Source organism: Planococcus maritimus (assembly GCF_001592825.1).
Taxonomy (GTDB): domain Bacteria; phylum Bacillota; class Bacilli; order Bacillales_A; family Planococcaceae; genus Planococcus; species Planococcus maritimus_C.
The window spans coordinates 774,355-789,270 of sequence record NZ_LTZG01000001.1 but is presented as its reverse complement, the minus strand read 5'-3'; the positions used below and the strand labels follow the sequence as shown (position 1 = coordinate 789,270).

Genomic DNA, 14,916 nt, shown 5'->3' with positions numbered 1-14,916 from the left:
CAGTGATGCTAGTTAGTTGGAATGGCTTTGGTCCGGCGTCTGTTGATGGCGCCGGATGGGAAGTTGAAGGCAATCAAGACGATACCGACAATCGTGGTGACCCACGGATAAAGAAAAGGATACAAAAGTGATGGGTAATAATAGCCCGGCGGCAAATAATAATTGATCGGCCCGCTAAAGTTTTCGGTGATCAATTGTGTCTGCAGTTTAGATTTATTTTCGAAGGTGAACAGTTCTACTGAAACATTTCCGTCTTTAGCGATTTTGATGAGCTTGAATTCCCGGTCTTCTGTGGAAACGTAGCCTTCAATCCAGCCATCTTCATCAATCTGTCTCGTATCATAGCCATTTTGAGTAATCATGATAGCGAAGAAATCCCGGTCAGTGAATTTGTCCTCTACGGCCCAGTAGGTGATGGCATGTCCGTAACGGTTGAGGCCTTCGACGGCAATATCTCCGGAATCGAGCAATTGAACCGGGTAGTCTTCGAGTGTTTCGATGGTTTCGCCGTTGACGGTGAGACGGATGTCGCTCGGGTAAACGAGATCGTCCCAATCATTCGTATACGGCTCGCCGGTTGTGACGTGCGAGGCGCGGATAATGTTCCCGTTGTAATTCGTGTCGTCCGGGGCGCCGGCGTAATCGGAGTTTAATTCGTCGATGTCGTAGCGAATGTTCATTTCTAGCTTATAAGCGATTTCCATCAGCATCGGAGTGATCGAGGGAAGCGATAGAGCGACTAGGATAATGCCGATAGTCAGGCGTGTGCGTTTCTTTTTGGGCATGAGGAAAATCCTTTCATTCGTAAAGTCGGTCTAGGTTGATGAGTTTGCCGATTTGTTGCGAGTGGCCCGCCACAGCGTGTTGATCAGCCGGCGGTACGGAAAGCCAATTAATAGGAATAAGATTCCGACGCTACTCGTCAGCCACGGATAGACGAGCGGCACGAGGAAGTTCGGGTAGGAGCTATCGGTGTAATAGCCTACAGTCCCGTTATAGTTTGCTGAAATGAACTGGGTTTGCAGCTTGGATTTGTCGCTGTAGCTGAATTGTTCTTTATCGATCGTACCGTCGGGCTGGATCGTGAGGAGCTTATAGCGGAGTTCTTCGCGCGGGAGCTCGCCTTCCATATAGCCGTCGACGATCTGCTTGGTGCGGTAGCCGTTTAACCGGTATGTGACGGCGAAAAACTCGCTGTCTGTCGTTTTGTCTTCGATGAGCCAATAGCTCAAGTAGTCGCCGTATTGATTGAGCCCGTCAAACCGGTCGAAGTCTTGCTTTTGGAGAACGGGATAATTGCTCAGAACTTCAGCCGCTTCGCCGTTAATGAAAATGGTCAAGTCTGCTGGATGGACGAGGCGGTCCCAGCCATCGAGGTAAGGCTCTTCCCCTGTCAGCGTATGTTCCGTACGAATTGTATTTCCCCGGAAATAATAATCCGTCGGCGCATCCGTAGCCAATTCGTTGATTTCAGTAATGGTGTAAGCGTCCGCCATTTCTTGTTGGTATTGCCGCTCGAGCATCTCGGGTGCTGTATAAAGCATGGAGAAACCGAAGAGTGCCAAGCCAAGGATGAAAAAGGTAGGTTTGAAACGTCTCATAGGAAAAATCCTCTCATGATGAATCAAGCTATGTATAAATGCCTATGCTTAATTATAACAGGAAATGATGTTTGTACCGAAAATTACTTGAAGGAAGATGGGTAATTTATTAATAAGTGGAAGAATAAAAGTGCTGGAGTAACACCCTTAATTGAAAATGATAGGAATAAAGATATGAAAAAAACAGCATTTCACAGATTTTTATTGTATAATAGTCCTTGCTGATTTTAAAACGCTTTTAACGGGGGCATCCCTGTCGAAAGGAAGGACGTGTCAATTTGAAAACGGTCATACGCACGACCATTATTATGCTCGTCGGGCTCGGTATACTCGCAGGAGCGGGATTCTGGGGATACAAGAGCTTGACAGCAACCGATGAACAACAAATCTCGAAAGCGGCAGAAGAAGCAGATGACAAGCTTGAGCAGGGAGAAAATACGGTAGCGCCGACATCTGATGAAGACGTGGAGACGGTCGGATTGAGCGAAGGGGAATTTCAAGTCAAGCTTCACCAAATGACGCATCAGAAAATCAAAGCGACCGAAAAGCGTGGGGCCATCCAGATGACCGAAGCGCGAATCGAGGAAATGCAGAAAATCCTTTACGCCAATAAAGGCGCATACGAGCAATACGATTTCTATGAACGCAGCTTAGAGGCCTGGAAAGATGGCGATTTCTCAAATGCCGTCAGTGTCCACAACACCATCTGGGAATGGCATAACGGCACGGTCGGACGCGCGACAGGATTGTTGTCGGCAGAAGAAGAAGCGGAGTTTTTAGAAGAACGTTTCGAGTAAAGGATTCGGTTTTTTATCAACTGCCTGAGGATGTGTAGGTCATGAGTGAATTTGCTAAAACGATGATGCTTTCAGTCGTCTTAATCGGTTTGATCGGCGCTGCGGGTTATTATGTATTGCTCCCGCTATTCTCAGCAGATGCGAATATTGCACTGGCTGCCAAGAAGGCGAATGGGCAAAGGCCAGAAGAGGGTCAAGCGATCGGCATGTCGGAGCCTCAGTTTCAAAAGCGCTTGCATCAGATGACGCATCAGAAAGTCGTTGCGGACGAAAAGCGTGGAGTGGTGGAAATGACACCGGAGACGATTGAGAATATGCTCTTGATTGTCACAGCCAACCAAGACGTTTACGACCGTGCCTTTTTCTATGAATTGGAATTGAACGCTTGGCAAGAAAGCGACTTCAGTAATGCCTCCGAGTTCCATAATGTTATATGGAAGTTGCAAAATGGAGTTGACGGAGAAGCAACGGGATTGATGACTGAAGAGCAGGAAGCACGTTTTGTGGAGAAACATTTCCGTTAGCCGAATGTCTTAAAACTTCATGGCCTGCCATGTAAAAACCTCGGATTCCTTTATGGAGTATGGGGTTTTGGTGTATTCGGGGAGGAAAATGGAATGAAGCGAGAGGTCCTGTTATGAGCGGAATTGCCGAGTTTTGCTAAATATGCAAAATAATTTCCTGAATATTGTTTAAACCTTATGGAGTGAGGGAAATATTTCATATCTTGAAATATTATAGGGGGAGAACAGTTGGAAGGATTTATGAAGGGAATTGCTGATTTTTCAGCGTGGATATGGGGCATCCCGCTCATTACATTGTTATTGGTTTCTGGACTTTATATGACGTTTAAATTAGGGTTTTTTCAGTTTCGGTATTTCAGATACATAGTAGGGCAAACGTTCGGTAGCATTTTCAGAAGACCTAAAGGCGAAGGGACGGTTACGCCGTTCCAGGCATTGACGTCTGCTTTGTCTTCGACGATCGGTGCTGCGAACATTGTCGGGGTTCCGGCGGCGATCATGTTCGGCGGGCCGGGCGCAATTTTTTGGATGTGGGTCATCGCATTGATCGGCATGGCGCTGAAATTCGCGGAAAGCGTACTGGCGGTGGAGTACCGCGAGAAAAACGGCAACGGCGAATTTGTCGGCGGGCCGATGTATTACATGACGAAGGGCTTGAACATGAAATGGCTCGGCGTCTGGTTCTCGTTTGCATTAATGATTGAATTGATTCCGAGCATCATGGTGCAAGGGAACTCGATTGCGAGCACTGTGGAAGCAACATTCAGCATTCCTGCCTTATGGACAGGCATCGCGACTGCTATTTTAGTATCGATCGTCGTCTTTGGCGGCATCAAGCGCATCGGCAAAGTGACGGAGATTTTCGTGCCGTTCATGGCCTTGATCTACGTCGGTGGGGCTGTTGTCATTTTGTTAATGAACGTTCAAGCGGTTCCGGAATTCTTCATGCTGATCTTTAGCAACGCCTTTTCACCGGCGCCTGTCATGGGTGGTTTTGCCGGTGCGGCAATTGTAGAAGTCATTCGCTGGGGCTTTGCCCGCGGATTGTATTCCAATGAAGCGGGACTCGGGACAGCGCCGATTGCACATGCTGCGGCGACAACCGACCATCCGGTGCGCCAAGGCTTTTGGGCCGTTATTGGTGTAGTTGTGGATACTTTGATCGTCTGTACGGCGACCGCATTTGTCATCTTGTCTTCCGGCGTGTGGACTGAAGAAGGCGCCATGGAGAATTCATCGGCTTTGACGAGCCTGGCCTTTGAAGAGTATTTCGGTGACTTCGGTGCCATTCTCGTAACGATTGCCTTAATTTTCTTCGTACTGTCGACGATTTTGGTCGTCGTGTTCTATGGCGCGAAGCAAGCGGAGTTCTTATTCGGCCTAAAAGCCGCACAAGGCATGCAAGTGGTTTACGTATTCGCTGTTATCCTAGGTGCAGTTGGTGCGGCAGAAGTCATCTGGGGCTTCCTCGACATCATGCTTGCGGCCATCCTCATCCCGAACATCATCGCGATCTTACTGCTTAGTAACAAAGTAAAAGACTTGAAAAACGAATTCTTCTCGTCGGATGAGTACTATCATAAGGACCGGAAAGTGAAGAAACGGGCGAAACGTTGGAAAGCCGTGAGGGAAGAGTAGGTGTTTTGCGTCCCTGTGCACCACACAATTCGGAAAGAAAGATTGGCGGCGTGGAGGGATATCGATGCTTCGCTGTCCCTGTGCGCCACACAATTTCAGTAGCTGGAACATCAAAAGCCCCTTGAACTCGAATGAGTTCAAGGGGCTTTTATGCATTCTGGATTTTCGGGTCTGTTGTGTAATGTCCCTGTGCATGACACAATTTTTAGCGCAAAATTTGCGTCGCTTCGGGAGTTTGTTTCGTCTCTGTCCCTGTGCGCCACACAATTTAAAAGATAGACGTTCTGAATTTTTATAAAACTTATTGAATGGTCATAAGTAAACGAATGCATGCAAAAAAGAGTGTAGGTCGAGAAAAAAGTTTCAAAAAAACATTATAGCGATTTCCTTTTTTCTGTAAACCAGGCAGGGTATGCACCGAAGAATATTTGAAAAAGTGGGGAAAGAAACCTTTAAAACAGTGGATTCCCCGCAATCTTGTTTGTTTCTCGGTCAATTCGCAGGCTGGAAATTTTCCATTAAAAGTATACAAGAAAAACAAAATAAAATCTGAATTATGAGAATTTTCATAGCTTACTTTACATATTTTGGCCCTTAATGTAGTCTTATTGTAGTGTTAAATATTATACTAAATTGCTTTAGAGATAATTAATTGATATTAAAGTATTAATTGGTGATGGCAAAAGCAGTTTCAGGGTTTTGGGCTCATGGGATGATTGGAAAAAGCCGGTACTGGCAATTAATCAAATCGAGCGGGGGTATGGTTGGCATGATGAACATGCAACAGGTGATTTCACCAAGCGACAAGATTAAAAGGCAGATGGATGCAGCAGCGACAGCGCCCTTGCAGACTGAGGAGTGTGTCATTCCTAAAACGGGAGAGCAAAAACTCCTCAATTGTATATTGGCTTGCCGATGGAACGGGGTGTTTCCGTTCAATTGTACCGAGATGAGCAATTGGGTGTGAACGATGCAGAAATCTTGATTCCGGTTGAGCAAGTGGCTCGGTTCACACGAGCCCTTATTGAACATCCGCTCTTGTTGCCAACGAGTTATGCGCAAAGCTCTCAAGTAAATGACGGGCAGCACATACTGCGGATTGCTTCGAAGGAAGCTTTGGCAGATTTTGTAGAACGGCTGACGGATGCACTTGATGTGTTAGCGCGAACAAAGTGATTATGGCAGATCTTCCTGTATCTTTTGAAAGGGAAGAAATGCATTTAATTTAGCATGACCAGCAAGGTTTAAAGAACCAAGTTAGTGGCCGCGTACTTAATACTTGTAAGGACCAAAACCGAGGAGGATGAACCGGATGACTACAACTGTAAAAAAAGAATTAACACTGGAGACCCCGACTAAAAATTATTTGCAAACTTATAAGGACTATATCGACGGCTATAAGCAGTATAAGCTGGAGAAATTGGCGCCGCAGTGGCATGTGCCAGTCGGCAGCAAGCTGAAGAGAATATAGGGATAGTCCCTGTGCGCCACGCAATTCAATTGTCAAAAAGCCGAGAACTCTAAAGAGTTCTCGGCTTTTTAGTTACCTAATTATCATAGTAAAAGAAGTCTACAAGATTTCTTTCTAAACGATGAAGTGTGTAACTCATTCAGCCACAAATCGTTGACACTAAAATATTTTTTGTATGAAATCTTGACTTTAAGTGTGTCTTTTCGCGCTCTTATCATATGTATATAATATAGTAACAAACTTCAAAATATTTAATGAAAACAGGAAGTGAAAATATGACTGGAAAAGAAAAAGTTATGGGTCTAATAGAAAGTGAACTCACTATTCTTATAGGAGAATATGAGAAACAATTAGACACGAAAAATACGGAAATTCAAAAGCTTAAAAAACAAGTGTTAGAAAGTAATGCACGAAATGTAGAATTAATGTTTATAATCCAACAGCAAGCAAAAGAAATAGAGCTGAATAAAAGGCAATCGCTTTCTTATCCAAATATTCTAGAGGATGAAAATCTGATGGAGTTTAGAAATACACTTGAACGAAACGATCTACAAGAAATAGCTGATCTCGCTTCAGCTATGGAGCAGCTTTGGAATAAAAGAGAAAATAAAACCTTAATTAATTTGCTTAAAGAATTGAACTCTACACTCTACAGAAATCAGTTTAAAATAAGTGATTTCAATCATCGCATCTCGATAATATGCAAGGAAATTTTAAGTGCTACTGAAACAATTGATTGCCAATTAGATTCTTTAATTAAACAAGCAATAAACTACGGTATTAAGAGTATCGACACTAATGGAGAGAAACTTTTTCGAGACCTGTTGAGGTCAAAGCACACAGAGATATTTACGGCTTTATTAGATCGAAATGAATCAAATTTAATTCGGGACTACTTCCGCTTGCTACTTGTATTTAAGCAAGAAAAGACTTTAAAGGAGGCTCTCGAACACATAATAACTGTCGAATGGAGTTTCTTGTTGTCAACGATTACTGAAGAGGATTTTGAATTTTACTTTTGGTATAGCTACTTATTTAATAGTGAACAAGGGATTCTCGAAAGTGTGAAAGATTTCTACCCACAAGGTATGCAAAACGAGAAAGATTTCGATTTGTATTATCAAGCAACTAAACTGGCTGGTGTGACGGAAGAATCCTATCGAGTATCAAGAAATGCATTCCGTTCAAATAAGAATTTTACGAATTTGGAACGGAACATGGTTTTAAAAAAAGTCGATAGCCGAATCAAGCAACGTTTACTAAGTGGCGTACAAGCTCACGAAGCGCCAGTTTATATAATTACTGCAAGCGAATATGGCAAGTTGAAACAAACATTGGGATTACAACGCAAGCGCGTAAAGCTGCCTTTGTACCAAAGAGGCACACCAAACCAGATCTATTTATATAAAGAAATCGACGTCTGGTTTAGTAAAGATAGAGGTCGAGCATTTTTAGCAAACAAAGATTATCGTGCATTTAGCGATCAAATTGCTCCCTTGGTTATTAAGACCGGAGAGATGAGATATACAATACCTCCCGAAGAACAAGTGAAAGTCCAATCAGATTCCTTTGCTTGGCCGCCAACTGAAGTTAAGACGACAAAAGAAAATCTATTAAGCGATGAGAAAATATTGAATGAGACGAGCGAATTAAAAAAACTGGGATATCAGATTACAGGTGTTACGCGAGCCAAAAGATGGCAAGCATTAGAACTCGCCGTTCCTAAACTGGGTTTGAAAAAAGTTGTCGGGATTATTAGTTATAATATTCTGTTGAGAAAAGGTCAAAAGAATGGAGAAAGAAAATTCTCCTATGCTATTGCTGAGTGGGAACATGACTTGGGAAAATTAAAAAAACATTACTATCGCAGTGATTTTAAATGGCCGGATCCTAATAAGTGATGATTATTTATGTGATATAAAAGTGCTTAAGTCGGCGGAGGGATTAGAATGGAAGGTGTATTGCTAAAAGCGGGCGTATACGCAATCATCAATAAAAAATTGAACATTGTTTACGTTGGAGAAACTGAGATTTGTTTTTTAATTCGTTGGATTGAGCACGTTTCTAGGACTTCGAAGTTTTTAGATGAGCGAGATAGAGCCCTGCTTTACCTTGATAAACAAACTGAATATATAATGTTGAAAGAATTGGACCCAACACAGGTTAGCCGTAAAGAATTCTATCGGTATGAAGAGGAAGCAACTAAATTTTATCTAAATAAAGGGTGGATTGTTGTCTCCAAACCGAATTACCATCCCGTAATGAATGAGGTAACTTACGAAAATTTGGCAGGTACTATGAAAAGGTATAGAAAAGCTGTTAGACACATGATCAATACTATCGGTCTGAAAAACACAAAAGAAAATAATGTTGGACGGTTATATGCAGCGTTGTATAAAAAAATAAATAGAAATTTCGATACGGATGTGTGGGAGCGAGCGGAAGATAATATTATAGATACTTTAACTAAAGAAGAACTGGAGTTTATTTTAATGGATTTATTCCCGCGTTATCGTGAAAAGAAATTGAGTCTAGATCGGAAAGAATATAGGCAAATGGAGCGGCAGTTGTCTTTGTTTCAATAAGCAAATGAATGAAATTGATCTAATATCGTTGTAGTTGTTTATTCGAGCCCATCTAATTCAAATGGACTTAACCCCTTTATCTATAAAAATAATATAGTGAAGAGGTTCGCCATTTAAATCGTGGGCTTCACTTTTAAAATTGTTTTTTTAAATCATTTATTGCTTTAGTTATTTTATCTAGATCTTCATCTAGAATGTGGCATGGATAATTAGTTTTAATCTCCTTTAATTTACATGCTTTTTCGAAGTTTCTATTCGATCCATACTGTACGAAAACTGTACAAGCCTTATGAATATTATTTGGATCTGAAGTATGCCAATGTACAGTTCCATAAAAAACTCTATAGTTTCGTTTAACTCCGTTTAATTGTCCGGCACTTGAAGGAACTAATATATGATTCCATTCTTGATAAAGTGGATGATTTTGCATTGTCAATCACTCTCCTTTAGATTTGAAGCTAGCATACATTAGAATCACTCAATTAGTAAAACCGATAAAAGGGCGTTTTTTCCTACAATGGTTTTATACAGTTCCTACTAAAATCTCTCATATACTCTCTTTTTCTTAGAAATTCATTTATTTTAGTAAATAACTCAATCGAATATGACTTCTTTAAAAGTAAACGCATCGTATACACTAAATAAGTCCAGATATCAATCGGATATTAACAAGCTTTATATTGCTGGGGGCATCTGTAATACCCAAATTGAAAAAACTGAGTAAAACTGTTTTTGATGACGAAAATCGTAGAATAATGCTTTTGAGACATAATGGGAATCATTTTTTGTTGCATGTTTGCTATCAATAGAAGATGACAAACTTAGTAATGCAAAAAAACGTTATCCCGCCAGCTGAGTTAATCTATGAAGAATACCTCTTTCGATTCCCAGTAAGTATCGGTGAAAGGAGCCTTTAATATGGATGCATTTTTGAAAAAAGCAGAAAGTGTTCTTGGCACGGCGAAAGTGAAAGAACTAAAAAGAGAAGCTTATGTGGCGGCTCAAATAAAAACCAAAAGAAAAGAACTCGGATGGTCACAACAACAGTTGGCCGACCGAACAGGTTTACAGAAATCGACCATTGGCAGGATCGAAGCAGGATTGAATAGCCCAACTATTGAAACGGTCGGGTTGATTGCAGAAGAACTGGATATGGATATTATGATTCCAGGGAAGAAGGAAAAAGTATAGTTGTCCCTGTGCACCACACAATTCGTGCGATGAGATTCGCGTCATAGCGGGATTCTGGCGCTTGGATGTCCCTGTGCACCACACAATTCCATTCGAAAAAGCCGAGAACTCAACTGAGTTCTCGGCTTTTTTGGCATTATAGGTTTTTGACGTAGTCTTCTACTTCCTCTGAAGTTGCAAGACCTAAGATGTGGTCGACGTGCCCTTCCATGTCCGCTTTTGATAGGCGGCTTAGCTGGGAGCGGGCTTTTAGGATGGACGAAGCGCTCATCGAGAATTCGTCCAGGCCGAGGCCGAGGAGAATCGGGATGGCGATTTCGTCGCCGGCCATTTCGCCGCACATGCCGGTCCATTTGCCTTCTTTGTGAGACGCGTCAATGACGTTCTTCACGAGGCGCAGGATGGCTGGGTTGTATGGCTGGTATAGATAAGAGACCGATTCGTTCATACGGTCAGCGGCCATCGTGTACTGGATCAGGTCGTTCGTGCCGATAGAGAAGAAGTCGACTTCTTTTGCGAACGTATCTGCCATGACGGCAGTCGACGGGATCTCGACCATGATGCCGACTTCGATGGAATCGCTCACGTCGATGCCTTCTGCTTCGAGTTTCGCTTTTTCTTCCATTAGAAGCGCTTTCGCTTGGCGGAACTCATCGAGTGTGGCGATCATCGGGAACATGATTTTCAGGTTTCCGTGAACACTCGCGCGAAGTAATGCGCGAAGCTGCGTGCGGAACATGTCCGGCATTTCCAGGCAAAGACGGATGGCACGAAGCCCTAGGAACGGGTTCAGTTCTTTTGGCAAAGTGAGATACGACAATTCTTTGTCGCCGCCGATGTCGAGCGTACGAACGACGGTCGGTTTGCCTTCCATGCCTTTTAAGACAGCGGAATAGGCATCGAATTGCTCGTCTTCGGTCGGGAAGTTGTCGCGGCCCATGTACAAGAACTCGGTACGGTACAAGCCGATTGCTTCGCCGCCGTTTTCAAGAACGCCGGTGAGGTCTTTCGGTGTGCCGATATTGGCGCCGAGTTCAACTTCCACGCCGTCTTTTGTGACGGTCGCTTCGTTTTTCAGCTTGGCCCATTCGGCTTTTTGGCTGGCAAATGCGCTTTGCTTTTCTTTGTACTCAGCGAGTGTTGCTTCGTCTGGATTGAGCAGGACGTCGCCTTCGAGTCCGTCAATGATGACGATGGTGCCGTTATCAATTGTGCTCATCGCGGATTTCGCGCCGACAACTGCCGGGATTTCCAATGTGCGTGCGAGGATCGCGGAGTGGGATGTGCGCCCGCCGATATCGGTAATAAAGCCCTTAATGAATTTCGGGTTTAATTGGACCGTATCGGAAGGAGTCAAATCTTCTGCAATGACGACGACTTCATCGGTGATCATGCTTGGGTTTTGGATCTTGACGCCGAGGAGATGGGCGAGTACACGTTTTGTGACATCACGCACATCGGCGGCGCGTTCTTTCATGTATTCATTGTCCATCGCTTCGAACATGTCAACAAACATTGTCGAGGTTTCGTGAAGCGCGAACTCGGCATTGACGCCATCGGTTTTGATCTTGTCGGTAATCGGCCCGATCAATTCCGGGTCTTCTAGGACGAGCAAATGGGCGCCGAAAATGGCGGCTTCCTTGTCGCTGATTTCTTCTGCGGTGCGTTTTTTGATCACTTCGAGTTCGGCAATGGATTCTTTCACTGCTTGATTGAAGCGTTCGATTTCCGCCTGGGTGTCCGTCACGTTTTTCTTGTCGACTGTCAGTTCCGGATTTTCGAGGCGGAAGGCCTTGGCGATGGCGATGCCATTAGAAGCTGCGATTCCGGAGAGGCGATTCATTCGTTCGAGATTCCTTGCTCGTTCAGTACGCGCTCGATCGTTTCCATCGCTTCTGCTTCATCTGCACCATCAGCTGCGATTTGTACAGTGGATCCAGAAGGAACGCCCAGTGACATAACGCCGAGGATGGATTTCAAGTTGACTTTTTTGTCTTTGAATTCCATCGTGATGTCCGATTGGAATTTTGATAACGAACCTACAAGTGCTGAAGCTGGGCGTGCGTGCATGCCTGCTGGATCTGTGATTGTGAATGTTTTTTCTACCATGAATAATTCCTCCTTAGGATGCTTGTTGTGTAAGCGAATTCACCCTTCATTATGACATTATCTGGCCCAATTGCATAGCGGGGTGGTGGGATCAAAAACGACAGCTTTCTTGGTTGTCCCTGTGCGCCATACAATTTCTTGGGCCGAAACCTTATAACGGCGGGGGTTTTGTCTGTTTGCGTCCCTGTGCACGGCACAATTTGCAGAAACGACAGCCTTGTCCGGACAGCGGCGACAAAGTTGGTTTTTCATTAGATTGAATGCGCTTACAAGGAGAGCGTATAATCAGAATTAACAAATAAAGTATATGGGCAAAGGCCCAATAAAAGGAGATGAAAGGAATGGCACGAGAACGGTCGAGCGTTAAAGTGAAAGTCCAGAAGTTTGGTAACTTCCTCAGTTCGATGGTTATGCCGAACATCGGCGCGTTTATTGCTTGGGGACTTATTACCGCATTGTTTATTCCAACAGGATTTTTCCCGAATGAGAATTTCGCGTCACTTGTCGGGCCGATGATCACATATTTGCTTCCACTCTTGATTGGTTATACGGGTGGTAAGCTTGTTCACGACCAGCGAGGCGGCGTCATTGGCGCGATCGCCACGATGGGGGTTATCGTCGGGGCACCGGATACGCCGATGTTCCTCGGCGCGATGATCATGGGGCCGCTCAGTGCCTGGGTCATCAAACAATTTGACCGTTTGATCGAAGGCAGGATCCGCTCTGGTTTTGAGATGTTGGTCAACAACTTCTCAGCAGGTATTCTCGGCGGGGCATTGGCGATCTTTGCTTACCTTAGCATCGGGCCAGCCGTCAGCGCATTGACGCAAGTATTGGTCGCAGGTGTTGACTGGTTGCTTGAAACCGGTTTGCTTCCACTGACAAGCATCTTGATCGAACCGGGTAAGATTTTATTCCTGAACAACGCAATCAACCACGGCATTTTGACGCCGCTTGGGCTTGAACAAGTCCAGCAGGCAGGCCGTTCGGTTCTCTTCTTATTAGAAGCGAACCCAGGGCCAGGTCTTGGCGTCTTGCTCGCGTTCATGTTCTTCGGAAAAGGAATCGCGAAGCAATCGGCACCAGGGGCAGTCATTATCCACTTCTTCGGCGGGATCCACGAGATTTACTTCCCGTACGTGTTAATGAAACCGATGCTTCTATTGTCTGTCATCCTTGGCGGCATGAGCGGTGTCTTCACACTCGTCTTGATGGGCGGCGGCTTGATGGCCCCAGCATCACCAGGCAGTATCTTCGCCATCGCAGCGGTCACACCGCCTGAAGGCATGGCATATGTAGCAAACTTCACGGCGATCTTGGTCGCAGCGACTGTGTCGTTCTTGGTGTCAGCTGTCATCTTGAAGCGCAGCAAAGATACGGAAGAAGATGGAGACGTCGAAGCAGCAACAAGACGCATGGAAGAAATGAAAGGCAAGAAAAGTTCGGTTGCCGGCGCACTTGGCGCGAGCGCTGGAGCGTCAGGCACGACTTCTGCATCAGGCACGTTCCCGGACGATGTCCAAAAAATCGTCTTTGCGTGCGACGCTGGGATGGGTTCGAGCGCGATGGGTGCTTCGCTCTTGAGTAAGAAAGTAAAAGAAGCGGGCATGCACATCAAAGTCACCAACAGCGCGATTTCGTCAATCCCTGCCGATTCGCAAATCATCATCACGCAGGATAAATTGACGCCGCGTGCAAAAGATAAACGCCCGGATGCGTATCACATCTCAGTGGACAACTTCCTATCAAGCCCGGAATACGACCGTTTGATCGAGCGCATGAAACACGGCGTGACCGAACAGCAAAGTGAACTGGTCGACGATAGCGAAGCGAATGCAGCGACTGGCGATCAAGGCGATGCGCCACTACTCACGGAAGATAATATTTTCATGAATAAACGCTTCCGCAATAAAGAAGAAGCGATCCGCTTTGCAGGCGACGCACTCGTGAAGGCTGGCTACGTCGAGCCATCATACGTCGACGAAATGCTGAAGCGCGAAGAAATCACGACGACTTATATGGGCAATGATGTCGCGATTCCGCACGGCACCGAAGAAGCGAAAAAATCAGTCATCAAATCCGGCTTCACGGTTGTCCAAGTTCCGGACGGAGTAGACTTTGACGGAGAGAAAGCGAAGTTGATCTTCGCTATCGCCGGTAAAGACGGCACGCACCTGGAAATCCTTTCAGGCATCGCAGTCATCTGCGCCGAGCAGTCGAATGTCGACGAACTCGTCGCTGCCAAATCCGCTAAAGAGCTGCTCGACATCTTGAACAGCAAGTAAATAGCACGGCAAAAAGGCAGGGGAGATCCTGCCTTTTTGTGCTATTTCTTTGGTTTATTCACATTGGGTTATTTTGATAAAGAAATAGATATAGTACAAGATAGTGGGGAACTCGCTTCGGGCGGACGCTTTAGGCCCGCAGGATGCGGGTCATGCAGCTGATGCGACAGGACGTCGCGTTTTCAGCTGCCCGCGGACAAGGCCTGATGTTTGCCCGTGGATCATTTAAAACGCTGCTGCTCCCACATTTGCAGGCAAATGCGTCGCAAATGAACAAGCTTAAGTACCTCTCGCTTATTCATTAGTCGCCGCCTTCCGCTCATTCATTTTAGTGTGAATAATTTATATTGGGGAAGAAGATATAACATGGCGCAATTGCTAATTGATAAAAATGCTAGCTGCTTTGCGGAATAAAGATAGTAGTGAGAAAATGAAGACATAACGTTGAAAAGCTTTTAGCCATAAGAGTAAGAGTTCAAAACAAACTGTTCAGTGAAATATTAGAGTGTTTGGAAATGAATGAGTGAAGCATAGCTGAGCACATTCATTTGCGACGCATCTGCTATGCAGATGTGGGAGCAGATGCGGGAAACAAAGTCTTTTCGCACTAAGCGTAGCGAATGAGGAGGCTTGGACGCGAGCCCACGGAGTCGTGCGGTAAGCTTCGGAAAACACGGTTTATGAAAGACTAGTTATTTGATTCTACAAAGTCTTC

14 protein-coding genes are annotated in these 14,916 nt (G+C 44.8%); 9 read left to right on the top strand and 5 right to left on the bottom strand.

Annotation, left to right across the window (positions count from 1 at the left end; genetic code table 11):
- Positions 1–8: 8 nt before the first annotated feature.
- Both AY633_RS03935 and AY633_RS03930 read right to left on the bottom strand, forming a co-directional pair.
- Positions 9–785 carry a hypothetical protein gene (locus AY633_RS03935; protein WP_068486679.1) on the bottom strand — a complete coding sequence of 259 codons (777 nt, stop codon included), beginning with the start codon at positions 783–785 and terminating at the stop codon, positions 9–11.
- Between the two features lie 30 nt (positions 786–815).
- Complete coding sequence (locus AY633_RS03930; protein WP_068486677.1) at positions 816–1,601, bottom strand: hypothetical protein; 786 nt, start codon at positions 1,599–1,601, stop codon at positions 816–818.
- A 278-nt stretch (positions 1,602–1,879) separates the two neighbouring features.
- On the opposite strand from AY633_RS03930, the gene AY633_RS03925 reads away from it, so the two are divergent.
- The 7 genes from AY633_RS03925 (at position 1,880) to AY633_RS03895 (ending at position 8,616) form a co-directional block, all read left to right on the top strand.
- Positions 1,880–2,398: a DUF6241 domain-containing protein gene (locus AY633_RS03925; RefSeq protein WP_068486675.1), complete on the top strand. Its 519-nt coding sequence runs from the start codon at positions 1,880–1,882 to the stop codon at positions 2,396–2,398.
- Between the two features lie 41 nt (positions 2,399–2,439).
- On the top strand, positions 2,440–2,922 hold the full coding sequence (locus tag AY633_RS03920) for a DUF6241 domain-containing protein (protein ID WP_068486673.1): 483 nt from the start codon (positions 2,440–2,442) through the stop codon (positions 2,920–2,922).
- Positions 2,923–3,150: 228 nt separating this feature from the next.
- Complete coding sequence (locus tag AY633_RS03915) at positions 3,151–4,560, top strand: alanine/glycine:cation symporter family protein (RefSeq protein WP_068486670.1); 1,410 nt, start codon at positions 3,151–3,153, stop codon at positions 4,558–4,560.
- A gap of 915 nt (positions 4,561–5,475) precedes the next feature.
- A complete protein-coding gene (locus AY633_RS03905) occupies positions 5,476–5,736 on the top strand; it encodes a hypothetical protein (RefSeq protein ID WP_186008738.1) in 261 nt (86 codons plus the stop codon).
- A gap of 136 nt (positions 5,737–5,872) precedes the next feature.
- Positions 5,873–6,031, top strand: coding sequence for a hypothetical protein (locus AY633_RS16540; protein ID WP_186008737.1), 159 nt, complete (start codon positions 5,873–5,875; stop codon positions 6,029–6,031).
- Between the two features lie 254 nt (positions 6,032–6,285).
- A complete protein-coding gene (locus tag AY633_RS03900) occupies positions 6,286–7,932 on the top strand; it encodes a hypothetical protein (protein WP_186008736.1) in 1,647 nt (548 codons plus the stop codon).
- A gap of 48 nt (positions 7,933–7,980) precedes the next feature.
- Positions 7,981–8,616, top strand: coding sequence for a hypothetical protein (locus AY633_RS03895; RefSeq protein ID WP_068486662.1), 636 nt, complete (start codon positions 7,981–7,983; stop codon positions 8,614–8,616).
- A 133-nt stretch (positions 8,617–8,749) separates the two neighbouring features.
- Here the strand turns inward: AY633_RS03895 and AY633_RS03890 are convergent, their stop codons facing one another.
- The gene (locus AY633_RS03890; RefSeq protein ID WP_068486660.1) at positions 8,750–9,046 is read right to left on the bottom strand and encodes a hypothetical protein; all 297 of its coding nucleotides are present in this window, start codon (positions 9,044–9,046) and stop codon (positions 8,750–8,752) included.
- A gap of 488 nt (positions 9,047–9,534) precedes the next feature.
- On the opposite strand from AY633_RS03890, the gene AY633_RS03885 reads away from it, so the two are divergent.
- Complete coding sequence (locus AY633_RS03885; RefSeq protein WP_068486658.1) at positions 9,535–9,807, top strand: helix-turn-helix domain-containing protein; 273 nt, start codon at positions 9,535–9,537, stop codon at positions 9,805–9,807.
- A 136-nt stretch (positions 9,808–9,943) separates the two neighbouring features.
- On the opposite strand, the gene ptsP is transcribed toward AY633_RS03885, so the two are convergent.
- On the bottom strand, positions 9,944–11,650 hold the full coding sequence (gene ptsP / locus AY633_RS03880; protein WP_068486656.1) for a phosphoenolpyruvate--protein phosphotransferase: 1,707 nt from the start codon (positions 11,648–11,650) through the stop codon (positions 9,944–9,946).
- A complete protein-coding gene (locus AY633_RS03875; RefSeq protein ID WP_068463656.1) occupies positions 11,647–11,916 on the bottom strand; it encodes a phosphocarrier protein HPr in 270 nt (89 codons plus the stop codon). Before AY633_RS03875 ends, ptsP begins: the two co-directional genes overlap by 4 nt.
- 341 nt (positions 11,917–12,257) lie before the next feature.
- Here AY633_RS03875 and AY633_RS03870 point away from each other — a divergent pair, with 341 nt between their 5' ends.
- Positions 12,258–14,201: a PTS mannitol transporter subunit IICBA gene (locus AY633_RS03870; RefSeq protein ID WP_068486654.1), complete on the top strand. Its 1,944-nt coding sequence runs from the start codon at positions 12,258–12,260 to the stop codon at positions 14,199–14,201.
- The last annotated feature ends 715 nt before the right edge of the window (positions 14,202–14,916 follow it).

What these genes read in the sequence shown, in the direction of transcription:
- AY633_RS03935 (WP_068486679.1), bottom strand. Translation starts at nt 785, where the DNA reads ATGCCCAAAAAGAAACGCACACGCCTGACTATCGGCATTATCCTAGTC.
- AY633_RS03930 (WP_068486677.1), bottom strand. Translation starts at nt 1,601, where the DNA reads ATGAGACGTTTCAAACCTACCTTTTTCATCCTTGGCTTGGCACTCTTC.
- AY633_RS03920 (WP_068486673.1), top strand. Translation starts at nt 2,440, where the DNA reads ATGAGTGAATTTGCTAAAACGATGATGCTTTCAGTCGTCTTAATCGGT.
- AY633_RS03905 (WP_186008738.1), top strand. Translation starts at nt 5,476, where the DNA reads ATGGAACGGGGTGTTTCCGTTCAATTGTACCGAGATGAGCAATTGGGT.
- AY633_RS16540 (WP_186008737.1), top strand. Translation starts at nt 5,873, where the DNA reads ATGACTACAACTGTAAAAAAAGAATTAACACTGGAGACCCCGACTAAA.
- AY633_RS03900 (WP_186008736.1), top strand. Translation starts at nt 6,286, where the DNA reads ATGAAAACAGGAAGTGAAAATATGACTGGAAAAGAAAAAGTTATGGGT.
- AY633_RS03895 (WP_068486662.1), top strand. Translation starts at nt 7,981, where the DNA reads ATGGAAGGTGTATTGCTAAAAGCGGGCGTATACGCAATCATCAATAAA.
- AY633_RS03890 (WP_068486660.1), bottom strand. Translation starts at nt 9,046, where the DNA reads ATGCAAAATCATCCACTTTATCAAGAATGGAATCATATATTAGTTCCT.
- AY633_RS03885 (WP_068486658.1), top strand. Translation starts at nt 9,535, where the DNA reads ATGGATGCATTTTTGAAAAAAGCAGAAAGTGTTCTTGGCACGGCGAAA.
- ptsP (WP_068486656.1), bottom strand. Translation starts at nt 11,650, where the DNA reads ATGAATCGCCTCTCCGGAATCGCAGCTTCTAATGGCATCGCCATCGCC.
- AY633_RS03875 (WP_068463656.1), bottom strand. Translation starts at nt 11,916, where the DNA reads ATGGTAGAAAAAACATTCACAATCACAGATCCAGCAGGCATGCACGCA.
- AY633_RS03870 (WP_068486654.1), top strand. Translation starts at nt 12,258, where the DNA reads ATGGCACGAGAACGGTCGAGCGTTAAAGTGAAAGTCCAGAAGTTTGGT.